This is a genomic window from Paraburkholderia sp. GAS448 (genome assembly GCF_050435685.1).
Classification (GTDB): Bacteria; Pseudomonadota; Gammaproteobacteria; order Burkholderiales; family Burkholderiaceae; genus Paraburkholderia.
On record NZ_JBNDKT010000012.1, the window covers coordinates 96489 to 111780 of the forward strand.

The 15292-nt window shown below is 64.7% G+C and carries 19 protein-coding genes; 1 reads left to right on the plus strand and 18 read right to left on the minus strand.

Annotated elements, in window-relative coordinates; genetic code table 11:
- Positions 1–2: 2 nt before the first annotated feature.
- Genes P3T23_RS22155 through P3T23_RS22165 form a run of 3 tightly spaced genes read right to left on the minus strand, consistent with a single transcriptional unit; the run spans position 3 to position 3035 of the window.
- Positions 3–923, minus strand: a complete 921-nt coding sequence (locus P3T23_RS22155) for a hypothetical protein (RefSeq protein ID WP_429318259.1) — start codon at positions 921–923, stop codon at positions 3–5.
- Complete coding sequence (locus tag P3T23_RS22160; protein ID WP_429318260.1) at positions 914–1348, minus strand: GNAT family N-acetyltransferase; 435 nt, start codon at positions 1346–1348, stop codon at positions 914–916. Before P3T23_RS22160 ends, P3T23_RS22155 begins: the two co-directional genes overlap by 10 nt.
- Positions 1349–1355: 7 nt before the next feature.
- Positions 1356–3035 (minus strand): hypothetical protein, encoded by a 1680-nt coding sequence (locus P3T23_RS22165; RefSeq protein ID WP_429318261.1) that lies wholly within the window; start codon positions 3033–3035, stop codon positions 1356–1358.
- 94 nt (positions 3036–3129) lie between these two features.
- On the opposite strand from P3T23_RS22165, the gene P3T23_RS22170 reads away from it, so the two are divergent.
- On the plus strand, positions 3130–3366 hold the full coding sequence (locus P3T23_RS22170; RefSeq protein ID WP_429318262.1) for a hypothetical protein: 237 nt from the start codon (positions 3130–3132) through the stop codon (positions 3364–3366).
- Positions 3367–3377: 11 nt separating this feature from the next.
- On the opposite strand, the gene P3T23_RS22175 is transcribed toward P3T23_RS22170, so the two are convergent.
- The 15 genes from P3T23_RS22175 to P3T23_RS22245 all read right to left on the minus strand — a co-directional run bounded on the left by P3T23_RS22175 (position 3378) and on the right by P3T23_RS22245 (position 15210).
- Complete coding sequence (locus P3T23_RS22175) at positions 3378–4304, minus strand: hypothetical protein (RefSeq protein ID WP_429318263.1); 927 nt, start codon at positions 4302–4304, stop codon at positions 3378–3380.
- On the minus strand, positions 4304–4951 hold the full coding sequence (locus P3T23_RS22180; RefSeq protein WP_429318264.1) for a hypothetical protein: 648 nt from the start codon (positions 4949–4951) through the stop codon (positions 4304–4306). Before P3T23_RS22180 ends, P3T23_RS22175 begins: the two co-directional genes overlap by 1 nt.
- A complete protein-coding gene (locus P3T23_RS22185) occupies positions 4948–5688 on the minus strand; it encodes a DUF6682 family protein (protein WP_429318265.1) in 741 nt (246 codons plus the stop codon). The genes P3T23_RS22180 and P3T23_RS22185 overlap by 4 nt, the downstream gene beginning before the upstream one ends.
- A gap of 474 nt (positions 5689–6162) precedes the next feature.
- On the minus strand, positions 6163–6780 hold the full coding sequence (locus P3T23_RS22190) for a hypothetical protein (protein WP_429318266.1): 618 nt from the start codon (positions 6778–6780) through the stop codon (positions 6163–6165).
- 12 nt (positions 6781–6792) lie between these two features.
- On the minus strand, positions 6793–7740 hold the full coding sequence (locus tag P3T23_RS22195) for a hypothetical protein (RefSeq protein WP_429318267.1): 948 nt from the start codon (positions 7738–7740) through the stop codon (positions 6793–6795).
- A 75-nt stretch (positions 7741–7815) separates the two neighbouring features.
- Positions 7816–8856, minus strand: coding sequence for a hypothetical protein (locus tag P3T23_RS22200; RefSeq protein WP_429318268.1), 1041 nt, complete (start codon positions 8854–8856; stop codon positions 7816–7818).
- Between the two features lie 11 nt (positions 8857–8867).
- Positions 8868–9125 (minus strand): hypothetical protein, encoded by a 258-nt coding sequence (locus P3T23_RS22205; protein ID WP_429318269.1) that lies wholly within the window; start codon positions 9123–9125, stop codon positions 8868–8870.
- On the minus strand, positions 9122–9418 hold the full coding sequence (locus P3T23_RS22210) for a hypothetical protein (protein ID WP_429318270.1): 297 nt from the start codon (positions 9416–9418) through the stop codon (positions 9122–9124). Before P3T23_RS22210 ends, P3T23_RS22205 begins: the two co-directional genes overlap by 4 nt.
- Positions 9419–9500: 82 nt before the next feature.
- Positions 9501–10121, minus strand: coding sequence for a hypothetical protein (locus P3T23_RS22215; RefSeq protein ID WP_429318271.1), 621 nt, complete (start codon positions 10119–10121; stop codon positions 9501–9503).
- 24 nt (positions 10122–10145) lie between these two features.
- Positions 10146–10859, minus strand: a complete 714-nt coding sequence (locus P3T23_RS22220) for a hypothetical protein (protein WP_429318272.1) — start codon at positions 10857–10859, stop codon at positions 10146–10148.
- A gap of 19 nt (positions 10860–10878) precedes the next feature.
- Complete coding sequence (locus P3T23_RS22225; protein WP_429318273.1) at positions 10879–11769, minus strand: hypothetical protein; 891 nt, start codon at positions 11767–11769, stop codon at positions 10879–10881.
- Positions 11770–11783: 14 nt separating this feature from the next.
- Complete coding sequence (locus P3T23_RS22230; protein ID WP_429318274.1) at positions 11784–12212, minus strand: hypothetical protein; 429 nt, start codon at positions 12210–12212, stop codon at positions 11784–11786.
- Entirely contained in the window at positions 12209–12772 is a 564-nt protein-coding gene (locus tag P3T23_RS22235) for a hypothetical protein (protein ID WP_429318275.1), read from the minus strand. The genes P3T23_RS22230 and P3T23_RS22235 overlap by 4 nt, the downstream gene beginning before the upstream one ends.
- 34 nt (positions 12773–12806) lie before the next feature.
- On the minus strand, positions 12807–13079 hold the full coding sequence (locus P3T23_RS22240; protein ID WP_429318276.1) for a hypothetical protein: 273 nt from the start codon (positions 13077–13079) through the stop codon (positions 12807–12809).
- Positions 13080–13236: 157 nt separating this feature from the next.
- Positions 13237–15210 (minus strand): hypothetical protein, encoded by a 1974-nt coding sequence (locus P3T23_RS22245; RefSeq protein ID WP_429318277.1) that lies wholly within the window; start codon positions 15208–15210, stop codon positions 13237–13239.
- Between the last annotated feature and the right edge of the window lie 82 nt (positions 15211–15292).

Consider the following 15292-nt stretch of genomic DNA (forward strand, 5'->3'; position numbering starts at 1 on the left):
AGTCACGCATTACCCACGTCCCACGTGGCATTGGACTGGACCGACGCCATGATGTCGCTGCCGCCCTGGTTGACCGGCGCGAATCCCATGACCGGCGTGGAAGGGGCTGGCGCCATTCCCGGCAAGGGCGATGAAGACGGCATGCTCATGTCCATCGGGCCACCGACCACGACGCCACCCGCATCACCCGTGGTCTGCATCGGCGACACGGGATTGGGCGACCACGACTGCGGCGCACGCGATGGCCAGGCGGTCGGATTGCGGCTGCCGCCATAGCCGAGCGCGTACATCGCGCCCGATGCCCCCATCGCGGCCTGCTGGCCGAGCGTGCCAAAAAGGCCCTCGGCGGCCTTCGCGTAGGTGGCCGATTCCGCCATCAGGTTGCGTCCGAGCCCCAGCGCCTGCATGCGGCGGTTCCAGCGCAGATCGTCCTTCGCTTCCTTGCGCGCCTCTTCATAGCGGTACGCGTAGTTCTGCGCATCGCCCACGGCCTGCGCTTGGGCAATCGCGGCATCCTTGAGCATCGCCTGGGTGAGTCCCGTGCAGAAACGGTTGGAACAGTTGATGATGTTGTTCAGCGCATCGCGGAACTGCTGTTTCACGCTTGCGATGTAGCGGCCTGCCGTCTCGTCATAGAGCGGCGTGTAGAGCGGAGCCGAGCAGGCTTCCGCCACCGTCGCCTGTTCGCACGGCACGAACGTGTTGTTCCACATGTCGCGCAGCTCGCGCGCGAGATCGTAATAGCCCTTCGCGATCTCATATTCGCGGCGCGAGATTTCCAGCGCGGCCACCGTGTTGATGACCGCAACGGCGGTGGCCGCAAGCTGCGCGATGCTGGATGAGGTGATCCAGCCGCTGTCGGTGCGCGCATCCTGCGACTGGACAATCGAGCCGGTGTTGACGGTGCTTTCGACTACGGACATGGCAACTCCTCGCGCCGCATGCGATGCCGGTCGCCGCCATGTTCATCGGCGCTGCGGTAAAGGTGGGTGATGTCGAGCGCGCGCGCCAGCTCCCGCGCATGCTTCAGCGCTTCGCGCATGAGGCCGCGTCCGCGAACTTCAGGCAGCAGGTACACGGTGCCGATGTCGGCTACCGCGTCATGGCAGAACAGGCTCTGGCGGCGGAAGATGAAGATGAAACCGACAAGACGTTTTTCCAGTCGGATTTCAATGAAGAGCAGTTCGCGGCTCATCCAGGCGCGGATGAAGCCTTCCACGTTGAACGCGAACCCGCCGTATCCGGGTGGCCGCACTTCACGCCAGTAGGCATCAAGCAGGGGTCCCAGCTCGGCCAGTACGGTTCCACTGTCCGTCGCGGACTGTGGCATCCAGACCGGACGGATCACAATGCGTTCATCCATTCTGAGCAAGCTCACGCAGACTCGTCGCTACGTGAACGCCCCACACCGTGCCGATACCCTGAAGGATAACCCCGTGAATCATGTGCCGTCCATACGGACGGATGCGAAAATGCTGGCGACCCGTGACCACGCGCCGGAACACGATGCGCCCGTCGGCCTTCAGCGCGAAATCCGCACTCGCACTGCTTCTGTCGTCACTGTCACACCAGATTCGGCCTGCGAAATAATACGTCTGTCCGGCCGATTCAAACCACTTGCTTTCCCACACATAGGGACGCAGCGACACGCCCGCGTTCCACTGCGATATCTCACCGTTCTCCAGCAGGAACAGCTCGCCATTACCTGCACCATTACCCGCGCCATACAGGAACACCGGTCGGTCGCTGAGCGTCGAGAGCTTGCAGGTCTCCCAGTTGCTGTAGGTCTCGGTGTCGATGGCGAGCATGAACGCATCCACATCCGATACGCAGAAGAGCGCGCCCGCGTACCAGCCGAGGCGCATCGTGTCGGGGCGAAGCTTGCGCCAGTCATCCTGGGCGAACCACTGGTCGGTGATCACCTTGGGCTGGCCCATCGAAGGCAGCAGCACAAGACCATCCGCGCCCACATAGACCATGCCGAACGGCGTCACCACCGACCCACGGTTCGAACAGCACGTCACCATCGGCATCGGCATGACGTACTGGCGCACGCGGCGGCACTCGCGCTTCTTGCATCCGGCGCTGCCCTGAACCGTGTACGGCGTGCCGGTTGTCGCGACAAAGAGCGTCGCGCCATACCAGGGGACATCGAGCGCGCGGATTGCAACAATCGGGTAGTCAAGCGTCATGCGCTCGGCCTCGGGCCAGTTCCACGGCTGGCCGTTCGCGCAGAACCACAGGTCGTTGCCGCAGAATCCCGCCAGGACCTCCGTTTCGGGAATCGCGATGATCCCACGCAGGCAGGCGGGCGGCGGCGCAAACTCGCGCGTGGACAGCACGGGTCCCAGGTCGCGGTTCAAGGCGGTATCGACATACGAGGTCGTGCCAGCAGGCACGGTCGCGACCAGGAAGTAGTCGGTGATGTGTTCCTCGGTCTGCTCACGCCCGGTACGGAAGCCCGTGACGCGCCGGTAAATGTTCATGCCTGTCACGCACCACTCGGGCGACGGTGGGGGCGGAAAACCGCTCAGCGTGACGGATTCGCCATCGTTGACGATGATCTCGTTACCGGGCCACGAAGGACCGCCTTCCTCGCACTGGCTGTTGGTGAAGGTCACCAGATAGTCACGCGCCTCGCTTTCGTCGCTCAGCGGATCGGGCGTCACGGAAGTGGCGAGCGGCCCCGCTCCGGGGTCCGGTACGCCCAGGCGGCACCACGCCATTGCCCCGTCCGGCTGCGGCACGCCCACGGTCGGCCAGGGCGCGTCCCCCGTCACGAAGAGTTTCATGCACGACGGCAGCCACGGTGCGACCTCGACGCAGGACTCCCACGCAAGCCACTTGCAGCCGGACGGGTAGACGGTGAGCGTGTCGGGCGGCACATCGGCCACCGGCAGGCGCTCGCGCCACGCCATCAGCGTGCCGTGCGTGAGACGCACGTCCTGGGCGACAACCGCGTAGCCCGGCTTGAGGTCGGCAGGGTGCAGGCGCGGCACGATGCCGTAGAAGTTGGCGATGCGTACCGAGGGCATGTCAAACTCCACAGGGTTTTTCGGGACAGGCCCGGAGCAAACTGTGTAACCATACGCACCCCGCGTGTTGCCCATGCCTGCGATGAAACAACCAATGCTCGACCTCCAGCTGTTCGATCCTGATCCGGCAGATGCACCAAAGCCGAAGGAGCCTTCCGTCGTGGTAGTAAAGGTGGAGAGCAGTCACGACCTGCTGTTCGACACCATTGCCGTACTCCAGGAGATCGTGCAGAAGCTGGACTCCGAACTTCAGACCGAACGGGCGTCAAACGCAAGACTGCGCGAAATGCTGGGGCTGGAGCTTGAGGCCCTGAAACGGACGCTGCACTGACCGGCTTCATCTCACACCGCCTGCACACCGGTAATGATGCCGTCCGCGTTGTAGCTGATCCGCTTGCCCGTGTCACCCGGCACGGAAGGATCGGGCGGCGAATAGAAGGAGCCTGCCGTCAGTGGCGCGACGGCCTGCGAGACGTTCGTGAGCTGCCCCCGGGTGTTGACCGCCACGTCGTAACGCCCGAGCCGCCAGGTGGCCGCATTCACGCCCGTGTCCGCCAGCCCGACCGAGTACACGCCGCCACCCGCCGGGGCCTGTTCCTGCGCATTGACGCCAGCGGTGCCGACGATGGCGCGCACGGTGGGACTGCCGCCGTCCGCCTGATAGCCGGTGACAAGCCCGAACTGGTTGACCATCAGACCGCCATAGTTGCCGGGTGCGACTGACGGGTTCATACCGATGATGAGCGGTGCGGAAGACGAGCCATCCCCCTGCACACGAATCGGCGGATCGCCGGACACGGCGCTGATCGCCGCGCCCTGTGACGCGGATACCGAAATGCGCAGCGGGTTGCCGGTCGTGCCGCAACCCTGTACCGACACGCCGTTGCCGGGCGCGACATTGAGGAGCGTCTGGAGTCCGGCAGGCCCCATCTGCGTGAGGTTGCATGCATCGGGCGACACCGGCACCACGGGGGCGGGCGTGCTGCCCGAGCCGTCCGACCCATCGTTGCAGCAGGGCGCTGGCGTATACGATGGCACGGGCAGCTGGCCCACGCCGACCACGCAGCCGTCCTGGAACTGGATTGCCGAATACACGCCGTCCGGTATCCGGTTCCTGCGGGGGGCGAGCGCGCAGCACGTGCCGTCATACGTCAGTGTGTAATTGCCGACACACACCGAAAACGGCCGGCAGCACGCCGGCGCGGCGCTCTGCTCCACAGGCGGGCACGTGACGGGGGAATGGGTCGCCCTGCATCGGGTGAAGTCCATCAGACCACCCTCCGGTGCTTCATCCTGAACGGGCCGCGCGTGTTGCCCGTGAGCCGGTCCATGCCCGCCGCCGCTACCCCGACATCAAAGTGTCCGTCGTGCGTCGCGGCGAGCGCCGGGTCATACCATGCAGCGCGCCGGATCGCGAACAGGCGCGCGAGCGCCCCGTGCACGACCGCCTCGTGATACCGCTCGTAGAAGAGGCGATCTACCTCGCACGCGTCACGCAGCGGAGCCACCGACAGTTTGACCCACAGCCCGCCGTCATGATCACTACGTGGCGCGGGAGTCACATTGATGATGTCGGGCGGCTCGAACCACACAGCGCTGTCGCCGCAGGCGCACGGCAGGCGGCACGGCTCGTGCGGACAGACGATGTTCTCGCTGCAGTCGCTGTCAAAACAGACACGCTGGATCGCGACGATGCGCTCGCACGCGGGTGGCGTGATCAGGTAGTCGGCGACACACGCCTGGAAATCCACGCGCATGATGCGGGTGAGCACCTGTGCGCGTTCGGCCAGATCGATGGCCGCATGCCGCAGGTAGTTTTCCGCGATCTCGGCGGGGCAGTCTCCCGTGGCGAGGATCACTTCGGGCGTGAACGCCGAAATCGGCACCGTCGCGAAGGGATCGTAGACGATGCTCATATCGCCACCTTCGCGGTCGATACCGACGCCGCGAGCGCAGGCGAATCGAGCGCGCCGATCTGCTGCGCGAGCTGGCGCGAGAACTGCACACCAAGCAGCGAGAAATACAGCTTCAGGTGAATCATCGCGGTCTGCACGGACGACAGGCTCTGCTCGTCCACCATGTGCGCGCGGAACAGCACCCACTGCTTCGCGGCGGTGATGATGCGGCAGTCAGCCTTACCGTCTCCCCCATTTCCACCCTCTGCGCAGCAGTCGTCATCCGGATTCGCGCACGTGAGCGCATCCGGCATCACCGAACACATGGCCTTCACGTAGACCGTCTGGCCGGGCGGCACCGGCGGTGTCACGGCGAATGCGCCGTTTTCCAGCGGGTCGAAGTTATAGCCGGTGAGCCGGAAGGGGCCAGGAGCGACGGGGCATCCCGGCTTGGTCCAGCCGTAGGTCGCGGCGTCCGAGCGGCGGGGCAGGTAGCCGCCGAGCAGGTTGCCGTGCGCGTCCGTCTGCCCGACGATCTTGTGCAGGATTGTGCAGTGGCACGGCTGCTGCTCGCGGCCCGGCGCCAGCTGCATCACGACCGTCTGCGTGAAAAGCATGGGGTTCAGCGTGAAGGCGTTGCACTGCGCCTCGTTCAGGTACGACAGGAGCTGGCCACGCGTCCAGGTCTGGAACGCGTGGCCTGCTTCCGCGTCGTTAAGGTCGCGAGCCAGATCATCGAGTACCTGGATCAGACGCATGGAGATTCAGCTCCACGGAGCTGTGGGGAATTCCGTTCTCACGCCTGGGCGGCGCAGCGGTATCCGCCGCCCGCCGCGCAGATGCGGGGCGAGGTGGAGGCGGGGGCGGGGGCGGCGCTACGACGACCTCGGGGCGGGAGTCATCAGGCCCATCACAGGCTTCCACCAGGTCGCCACGCCGTGCCATCTCCTCGCTATACACGTGCACCATGCCCGTTGCCTTCTCGCGCAGGTAGCCACACGGCGGCACGACAGGCGGCGGCCCGTTCAGGTTCTCGTCATCGCCCGCACGCGGTCGAGGGTCGGCAGGCAGCGTAAAACGGGGCCTTGCCGGTTTTGGCGAATGTGTCGGGTTTGCCATTGAGTACTCCACAAGTCACTTGTCGCTGGCCGTGCGCACCCCACGCATTGCCGCAGCGGCATCGGGTTGACGTGCGGGCCTGTGCGGTCTGCCTCTGCTGGATCATAGGGGCCTCAGTTCATCAATGGATACTGGAAATCGTGCGCCTTGGCGACGAGCGTGATGCGGCCCGCCAGATCGGCAAACGTCTCGCCGCTGGTCGTCGGTCCCGTCAGGAAGCGCACGGCGAGTATCAGCACCGTGCCCGCGTTGACGTACTGCTGCATGAACGCGTGCACGGACGCCTCGACCGACGCATCGAGTCCGGCGAACACGGCGGGCATGGTGATGCTGGAAGCAGGAGGCTTCGTGAGCGCGTCGTCGTCCACGCCGTAGATGTTGCCGATCACGTCGAACGTGACGCCCTCCATGCTGGTTGCGTTGCAGCCGACCGTGCTGCATCCGGGGGCAATCGGCGGCGCAACCGGTTCGGTCTTCACGAACAGTTCCGTCAGCGAGTGTTCCCCTGGCACCACGAGCAGGTTGACCACATCGCCCGCCGCTACGTCCCGCATGACCGCCTGCTGGTAGGGCCGGTAAGCAGGCTGGATGTTGTCGCCCAGCGTGAAATCGCCACGGCCATATTCGCCCGCGACAGTGGCCGGATAAGGCAGCCGGAAATCGCGCTCGCTATGGCAATGCGGAAAGGCGATGACCGGCATGCCGCCCTTGTACAGGTTGAACGTGTTCATGAACTTGGCTCCCTACACCGTCCAGTAACCAATCGCCATCGCGTCGGGCAGGATCGCCTTTGAACCCCATACCGCGAGCATCTGGTACTCGATACCGAAGTAGCGGCTCGGGCGCACCAGCTCGCCCTCGATCAGGTCACCCGCGAACGCGAAGGCGTCACGGTGCGCGGCGACGATGTAGTACGCCTCGGTCTGCGTGGTGGCATCCATCACGGCAGGCACCGCATTCGTCACGAACACGTCAAAGCCGACGATCCTGCCCGGCAGCTGGCCGGTGACGAGCAGCGAGCAGTCCAGACACTGGCCGAGCATCAATGCGTTTGCGTAGGGCGACTCCACCAGCAGTTCCTGGATCGCGGGCGGAATGATCAGCGCCATCTTGCCGTCTTCCCAGCGGCGCGCTTCCTGCAGGGTGCGCTTGAGCTTCGCGACCTCGCGCCCGAAACTGGTGCCGGTGATCAGGCGTGGCGCGTTGATCGTGCCGAGGTCGATGTTGCACGACTTGCCCGCCTTGTTGCCCTTGTTGCGTGCCCACGTTTCCAGCACCATGCCGTTCAGCACATAGCAGCGCCATTCCTCCGCCAGCCCCTGGTAGGCGGAGTCCAGCAGCGATTCCTCGAACGGCTGGAAGCGGTCGCAGATGCGCGCGATGTCGAGCTTGTCGAACTTCAGGTCCTTGTAGGCGGCATTGCAGATCCGCATGCAGAAACCCTCGGGCGTGATCTGCTCCGGCACCAGCTCCTGGTTCTTCTCGTAGGGCCGCCACGGGCCGACCAGCGGCTGGCGGGTGAACTGCACCACCTGGTTGCACTGCGTGATCCGCTCGTCGATCTCGGTGTTCGTGATCAGGGGCAGGAAATCCTTTTCCCAGCCGCGCGCGATGATCTTGTTGTAGTAGCCGATGCGCGCGAGCGGGGTGTTCTCCAGCCCGCCAAATCCGGAAGAGGTTGCAATGGTCATCTGCTTCTCCCTGCGTCATCCGCTACGCACTACTAAACGTCTAATCTGTCAAACTATCCGTACAACCCATACCGGCTACCGCACGCGCCCCTCGGCTTCCGCCTGGTCGAAATCGGTGCGGAACTTCTTCCACTCCGAGTGCGAAATCTGGCGGCTGCGGAACCGGAACGACATGTCCTCGTATTCCTTCATCGTGTACACACGCTGGTCCGCGTGCGCGGGTTCGGTCGCGACCCTAGTAGTGCCCGCGTCGGCGACGGCGCGCAGTGATGGCGTGCTGCCGCGCGCCCTGAACGCGTCCACCACCGAACTCACGTAGTCCACGTCGCCGTCGTAATAGGCGGCCTTCATCTCGTCGCGGTAGCTGCGGCGGGTGCCGGGAATCCTCGCGTCGAGGAAGCGGTTGAACTCGGCCTGCGCCAGCAGTGATTCAAAATCGGGGTGTTTCTGCGCGATGCCGCGATTGGTGATCGCCAGCGACGCATTCTTCTGGCTGTCCGACAGGCGCGTCTGTCCGGTGCTCAGTTCGTTCACGCGCGCGTCGAACGCCGCCTGCTGGTCACGCAGCTTCTGCGCGTAGTCGTCCTCGATGCGCATCAGGCGCGGGCGGAGCAACTTTTCGTCCAGCTCGCGCGCGGCCTCGGGTGTCACCGCTTCGAGCGCCGAATAGTCAATCGCGTAGCTGCGTTCGCGCTGTGCCTGGCGTAGCTGTGTCGCCGTCTCTTCGCGCTGGCGGTCGGCTTCCTCCAGACGGCTTTCCAGGTCCCTGATCGTGCGCACGCTCTGCGTGCCGGTCGTCTCGTACTGTTCGATGAGGCGCGACGCATCGAGCGCCGCCTGACGCGACGTGTCGCGCTCGGACTCGGCCTGCGCGAGCCGCGCGCGCAGTGCCTCGATGTCGGGGTCCGGCTGCGCGGTGGTCGAGGCAGAAGCGGCAGACGGGGTGGCGGATGCCGCAGGCGCGGCGGATGAATCAGTCTTCGCTGCCGCTCGCGCGCCGGAAGACGCCGAAGCGGCGGCATCGGCGGTGGTGGTCCTGGATGCGGACGCATCGTCGCCTTCAAGTGACTTGTCAAAAGCTTCCGCCGCTGTAGCGGCGGGATGGCGGGTAGCCATGTTTTGCTCTCCTACACCTTCTGCCGGTTAAACAAGTCGAGGATGTCGGCCAGCACAAGCAGCTTGCCGTGCGCAATCTGTGCGGTGCCGCGCGCGCCCTCGGCAAACACGAGCGCATTCTTCGCCGCATCGTAGTCCTGCCCGACCGCGTGGTGCAGGTCCACGAAAATGCTTTCCAGCGCCGTGAACAGCTCCGGCTGCCTGGTAAGCGCGCCGAGCGCCTGCACCTGCTCATGCGTCAGGCGGGGTTGCAGGTTACGGCCTGTCATGGCCGGGGACCACGGCGGAACCCCGGCACGTCAAACGGCTTCGGCGAGTTGTCGCCGATATCCGGCGCATCCCTGAACTGGCCGCCCAGCTCCCTGTTCTTCACGACCTTCGTGAAGCCCTTCGAGCGGGGAGCCCTGGTCCCATACACGGCACTCGTCATGTCCTGCGCGTTCGAACGGCTGGAGCGGGCACCGGACGTACCGCTGTTCATGCGGTTCGTGAAATCCTGGCTCATGCCACGTCCGCCCGCCTTGCCGTTGCCCTTGTTGTCACGGTTCGTAAAGTCGCCCATCGCTCGCCTCCGGCCTGTTGCGCTGGTATGTAGCACTTCTATTGAAACGAATCAACCCATTGCATTCACGTACGTCATAAACCTAAAGGGGCGCGGCGAAGAACTGGAATTCGGAATCCAGGTTCCAGGTTGCGCTGTAGGGGGTATACAGCAGCTGGAGGCTCGATGGCTTCGTCAGCGAGAAGGAGATCGGGCCGGTGATCAGGCGGTACGTACCGTCGCTGTTTGAAAACGGCGGCAGGGCGACACCGATACTGATTCTTGGCGGGTTCGAGCTGTTTGATCCGTCAGACGCGAGGGTCGTCAGATACACCGTGTGCGATCTCGTCGGCGGTACATTGAATTCCATCAGCGTTCCCGTGCCGAAGTAGTTACCCGGCTGGAGCAGCACCGCACCGCCGGTAATCGAAACATAGGCGCTATACCGGCCTGCCTGTCCGGAGAGCAGCCTGTTGAGCGGGGTCAGTTGCCATCCGCCCCCAACTTCGGGGACGGGATTGCCAGCCGCATACGTGAGGCCCACCGTGAATGCCGCGTCAAACCACTTGTCGGCGCTGCCCGCCTTCAGGCCGCCGTCGCTCCCGATGGACAGGATGTTGCCCGCGTCGGACGATAGCTGCACGGCGCTCCCAGCCAGTACGTCGCCAGCGGACAGCACGTCGTGCGTCTTGCCGTTGAGAATGACAGGTGTCCGGATGGTCATGATTCCCTCGCTGGCGGTAGCCGTTCAGTCACTCAGCTTCGTGCCGTAAATGCCCGCCACAGAACTGGACGTATAGCCGAACCACGCCCCCGATGCCTGCACGGTGGCAAGAAACTGCATGGGCGCGCTGCCGAACTTCACGGTGTCTGCCGGATAGGACGAATCGAAGCCGAGGAGCAGCGCGTATTCGCTGGCCGTATCCACGCGCTGCGGGTAGGTTGCCGTGCCCGAGCATGAGCCGTTGACAATGCCGAAAAGCTCCAGCCCGACCGGATACACCACCGACGCGCCATTGAACGCGCCAGCTACGGGCGGATTCAGCCTGAACAGCGACAGCGAAAACATCGCGTCCTGCGCGTTGCCTGGCCCAGCCGCCTTCGACAGGAACGCATAGAACGTCAGCAGGTAGACCCCCGCCCTCGTGAACCGGAACGTGTTCCACGTACTGCCGAGGACCTGGTAAGTGCTGCCTGGCGCCGTGAACGCGGAACTCACCGTGTCGCCCAGGCAGACGTATTGTTTTGTCGCCAGCGTCAGGCCGTTGACCCCGCCACTGGTCATCAGCACAGCCGTACCCACGTCCGGTTGCGATGGCGAACCATACAGTCCGTCGCCTTTCACGACGATAGTGTTGCCAGCGGCGGCGCTGACCGGGATGGATGCCGGATCGAGCAGATCGCCAGCGGACAGAACATCGTGCGTCCTGCCAACCAGGGCAACGGGTTTGCGGAGCGTCATGGATGTCTCATGCAATCAGCTATGCGTAGTACGGCACCTTCCTGCCGCTGCCGAGATCGAGCCAGCCCGCGGGCCTGCCGAGAAACGTATCGCGCGCGCCATACGCATCGGTCGGCACGTCCGTACCCGAAGAGGCAGGCGGGGCGGCTATCGCCGCGAACATGACATTCGCGCCCGTCGCATCCACTTTCAGCAGATTGGACGGGTTCGGCGAGGGGCGCACCGCGACGCCGTTTTCCGTCAGGGTCAGCGCCCCGAACGGATCGAACCTCAGTTCGAGTGGCGCAGCGACGGAACCGTCGCCGGTAAACGCGGCACCGGCGTTGATCGGGATCAGCTCGCTCAGATCGACGGTGAAGGTTTCCCCGGTGTCCATGCGCAGGGTCATCGTGTGCGTCACCGGGTCGTAATCGACCAGTTCGAGAAACCTGTCCATCGGAATCCCGCCGATGGCCTGTTCAATCTTGCTGTCCACCTCGCCACAGGTCGGCAGTGCGTTGCCCGGCACATGGCGTGAACCGTCGCAGCGCAGAAAGACGCTGGCGATCCGCTCAGGCGGCACCTGCACATCCCGGATCGCGTCGTCGATGCAGCATTGCAGCGCGGCGCACAGCGCATTACCAAGAATCTGCTGGGCCTGCTCGTTTCGCGAGATAGCGGCGGCGACCTTCAGCACGTCTACCTGCGGATTCGGGTAGTCACCGGTCAGGTCGCCACCCGCAGCCCCGGGCGGCGGAAGCGCATCGGTGACAAACTGCTTCAGCAGGGTCTGGGCGGCGGCATCACCGACGATGCGGCGCATCGCCATCAGCCCGTCAATCGACGGCCCAGGATAGCTGCCCGTCAGATCACCACTGGCAGGGCCGGAGGGCGGCACGCTGGAAGGGAACTGGCAGCAATTGTTCGACATCTGAAGGACTCCTTTTACCCGCCACAGTCGCAGGCAGCCGCGCCGAAGAACAGGTTCTGCGGCACGAGCGCGGCGGCATCCGCGCCAATTTCAATCGCCTCGACATAAACCGAGCCAATCGCCGCAGCATCATTCAACGTCAGCCGGTACGAGCCCGGTAATGTGAGGACGCCGAGGTTCTGGCACGGCGACAGACCCCACAGGCCACACTGCGTGACATCCTCGTTTTGCAGGATGGTTGCCTCGGGCGGCTCCAGGTCTTCGCACACGTCGCCGTGCGGCATGATGCCGTCCTCGTAGCGGACCTTCTCGATGATGGCCAGCTGGGCGGTGCCCGCATCCGAATGCGCCAGCCCAAACGCGGAAAGCACGACGCCTTTTCCGGGGCGCACGAGAAAGGTCGGACTGGTCATGCTGGCCGAGCGGCTGTCGAAGAGGATCATGACGTATTCCGTTCTTCAGCAGCCTGCATGGTCTGGGTAATCTGCGATTCGCTACCGAAAATCAGCGGTGCGGGCAGGCCGCCGCCACGTACCAGCCGCGCCTCGACGTAGGTTTCCCCAACAAGTGAATTGTCGGAAAGCTCGAAGCGGTATGCGCCTGGCGTGGTGATCAGTTTCGTGTCGTCCTCATCGGTCATCACCCACGGCACCGCGTTCGTGATGACCTGTTTCTGGTAGATGACGCTCGGGAAGGGCGCACCGGGCGGGATCACGCCAGCCGGTTCGTCGCACACGCCCGGACAGGCGAAACCCTGCGGCATGTCGCCTGCCGCCAGCGCGACCTTGTGCACATTGAGCGCGCCGCCCGCCAGCTCGAATACCGAGACCACCAGCGCCGCGCCGGGATCGACCACGAACACGGCGGACCAGCGGCTGGCCGAATGCGCGTCGAACACGACATCGTTGCGGTAACGGCTGTCGCACGATGCGCCGGACGTGCCGCCTTGTCCACCATGAGCCGGTTCGCACGTCAGCGTGCCGGTAGACACGGTGCAGTCCATTGCGCGCCCCTCATGTACCAGCTCATACGCCACCTCATATGCCACGATAGCGGTCAAGCACGCCGATCACCGCACGCACAAATTCAAGCCGGTCATACTGGCCCTTGCGCGGCGTGAAGACGACCGGATTGAACCAGTACACGCGCTTGACGCCCGAGAAGAAGCCGTCCGGCATGTAGCGCATCGTGCGGCGCGCACCGAAGCGCACCGCAAAACTCCCATCCGGGGTGACTTCCTCGACCTGTCCCGCGCCCAGGAAAATGTCCCACACCGTATCGCCGGGAAATACCTTGTCCTGATCCAGCATCGGGGCCTCCTGCTGCGCTCAGTGCCATATAGCGCAGGCCCCTGCGGCTGTCAACGCGCCCAGCACGAAGCCAGCCAGCAGCCCGCGCAGTGCCGAGCAGCACCAGCACGCGGTGGGGAAAACCTTCTCCATCACGTCGCCCACCACCGAGTCAACATCACACGGGTTGACCAGGAGCCGACGACGCAGCCACGTTCGAATCGGGAACACTTGCGCCTCCGACAGGTGACGGCGAGGGCGGCGCACCGGGTGCGCCGGGCTGCTGTGGCGCTCCGGCCTGCTGCGAGGGCGTGCTCTCGTCGGGGAACTGGTCAAGCGGCACGCCAGCGGCGACCAGCGCCTGGTCGATGGCCCATTTGAGCAGCGCGGGCGGAATGTCGCCCGTCTGTGCGAGCTGTGCGATGAACTGCAAGGTGTCCTGCGCGTTCTGCTTCGCGACTTCCTTTTCCAGCAGGCCACTGGTGCCACGCGCCTTGACCTTCGCATCCCCCCTGATCGACGGATCGGGGTCGTACTTCATGTTGAAGCTGAAGTACGCATTGCCCATCCGTTCGAACACGTCGATGTCGAGATTGGTCAGTGCGCTCTGCACCCCCTTGAGTGCATTGCCATAGAGGGCCATGATGCCGCGAAACGTGCGGTTCACGCCGGTGCCGATGGGCTGGCCCGACAGCGCCGCAGGCAGCCCCGTCCAGCGGTCGGCCATGTCGATGAAGAACTGCATCAGGCTCATCGTCTGCTGGGTGACGGTCGGTACCGTGTGGAAGTAGTGCGCGGGCCTGCCGCCGTTGGCCGGGTCCGGGTCGGTCGGCACGACCGTGCCCGCCATCACGTTGCCGATCTGGTCGTCCGCGACGTAACGCTGGATGCGCCGGTAATCGACCTCGCCGAGTGGCGCGACCGAGTAGCTGACGTTCTCCAGCGTGCCACGCAGCGCTGCCATGAACGCGCGCTCGATGTCGCGCACGAGCTGGCCGATGCCATGCCCCGGCAGCTTGCCCGGTGTGCGCTGGTAGGAGGTCACGTAGACCGGGCGTTCCGCCGTGTTCGGGTTAGGGTTGACCAGCAGCCGGATCGTCCAGTAGCCGAGCACCACCGCTTCGGTTTCATGGTATTCGCCGTCGTCCACCGACATCCCGTAACGCCGCAGCTCACGGCCCGACAGCAGGCCGTAATGGCGGATCACATCGATCGAATCATCCAGTCCCCACATGAGCGACCCCACCATCGGCTTGTCAGGGTTCGGGTTGAGCCAGTCACGGTTGGTCTCGGGCAGCGCGAAGTGCTGCAATGCCTCGATCACGTTCTTCGTGATGTAGCCGGGCAGCGTCGCGCTCATCATCAGCCGGTACTTGGTCATGCGCTCGCGGATCACGTCGAACGTGCCCTTGCCGCCTGACGGCGAATCCGGCGACCAGAAGTAGTCGAAGGGACTGACGTTGCGTACCGCCAGCATCGGCTCGTACGTCTCGACGGGACGGTTGCCTTTCCAGTGGAACACGGGCCGCATTTCCGGTGTCGGACCCACCAGCACCGCATACGGGTACAGTGCGAAGTTCGTGAGGAACATCAGCAGCTCGTCACGGAAGCTGGCCTCGACCAGCTGTTCCTCGATGCGCTGCTGCATCGCCTTCGACGCGGCCTGGGCGATGTCCTGTTCCGCCGCGAGCTGCTGCGCCTTGAGCTGGCGCACCAGATCGACCAGCCCCTCGGGGCCGGGTGTCGCGCCATCGGCAAGCAGCTTTTTCTTGACCTGCTGCACGACCTGCGCCTTGCCGGACACGGACAGCTCGGGGATCGGCGTCGGCGACACGACAAAGGGGGCATCGGCGCTGTTCAGCAGCAGGTCGCGCATCCATGCGACCAGCACATCCGTCTTGTGCTTCGTGATCGAGACGGTGAGGTCGATGCCGGATGCGTCCACCAGTTCCTGGTCGTGCGGATCGAGGATCGCGTGGTACTGGCGGTAGCAGTTGCGCAGCGTCTCCTCGACCGTGAACCTGCCGATACGCTCGACCGCCCGCCAGCGGCGCGCGCGACGGTAACGGTCACGCACCAGCAGCGCCACGGGATCGAGCAGGGCACCGGGCGGCGCAGGCTGTTCCGTCTGGTACTGGGAGGTCATGTCCATGCGCGCCTTGTGTCACCGCGCAAGGGCATTGTCAAGGCGGATGCGGCGTGGTATGGCGGATCAGTCAACCCGCGTGCGCGGG

Bases quoted from the DNA above. Each gene is read 5' to 3' on its own strand.
- P3T23_RS22155 (WP_429318259.1), bottom strand. From the start codon at position 923: ATGTCCGTAGTCGAAAGCACCGTCAACACCGGCTCGATTGTCCAGTCG.
- P3T23_RS22165 (WP_429318261.1), bottom strand. From the start codon at position 3,035: ATGCCCTCGGTACGCATCGCCAACTTCTACGGCATCGTGCCGCGCCTG.
- P3T23_RS22170 (WP_429318262.1), top strand. From the start codon at position 3,130: ATGCTCGACCTCCAGCTGTTCGATCCTGATCCGGCAGATGCACCAAAG.
- P3T23_RS22175 (WP_429318263.1), bottom strand. From the start codon at position 4,304: ATGGACTTCACCCGATGCAGGGCGACCCATTCCCCCGTCACGTGCCCG.
- P3T23_RS22180 (WP_429318264.1), bottom strand. From the start codon at position 4,951: ATGAGCATCGTCTACGATCCCTTCGCGACGGTGCCGATTTCGGCGTTC.
- P3T23_RS22185 (WP_429318265.1), bottom strand. From the start codon at position 5,688: ATGCGTCTGATCCAGGTACTCGATGATCTGGCTCGCGACCTTAACGAC.
- P3T23_RS22190 (WP_429318266.1), bottom strand. From the start codon at position 6,780: ATGAACACGTTCAACCTGTACAAGGGCGGCATGCCGGTCATCGCCTTT.
- P3T23_RS22195 (WP_429318267.1), bottom strand. From the start codon at position 7,740: ATGACCATTGCAACCTCTTCCGGATTTGGCGGGCTGGAGAACACCCCG.
- P3T23_RS22200 (WP_429318268.1), bottom strand. From the start codon at position 8,856: ATGGCTACCCGCCATCCCGCCGCTACAGCGGCGGAAGCTTTTGACAAG.
- P3T23_RS22205 (WP_429318269.1), bottom strand. From the start codon at position 9,125: ATGACAGGCCGTAACCTGCAACCCCGCCTGACGCATGAGCAGGTGCAG.
- P3T23_RS22210 (WP_429318270.1), bottom strand. From the start codon at position 9,418: ATGGGCGACTTTACGAACCGTGACAACAAGGGCAACGGCAAGGCGGGC.
- P3T23_RS22215 (WP_429318271.1), bottom strand. From the start codon at position 10,121: ATGACCATCCGGACACCTGTCATTCTCAACGGCAAGACGCACGACGTG.
- P3T23_RS22220 (WP_429318272.1), bottom strand. From the start codon at position 10,859: ATGACGCTCCGCAAACCCGTTGCCCTGGTTGGCAGGACGCACGATGTT.
- P3T23_RS22225 (WP_429318273.1), bottom strand. From the start codon at position 11,769: ATGTCGAACAATTGCTGCCAGTTCCCTTCCAGCGTGCCGCCCTCCGGC.
- P3T23_RS22230 (WP_429318274.1), bottom strand. From the start codon at position 12,212: ATGATCCTCTTCGACAGCCGCTCGGCCAGCATGACCAGTCCGACCTTT.
- P3T23_RS22235 (WP_429318275.1), bottom strand. From the start codon at position 12,772: ATGGACTGCACCGTGTCTACCGGCACGCTGACGTGCGAACCGGCTCAT.
- P3T23_RS22240 (WP_429318276.1), bottom strand. From the start codon at position 13,079: ATGCTGGATCAGGACAAGGTATTTCCCGGCGATACGGTGTGGGACATT.
- P3T23_RS22245 (WP_429318277.1), bottom strand. From the start codon at position 15,210: ATGGACATGACCTCCCAGTACCAGACGGAACAGCCTGCGCCGCCCGGT.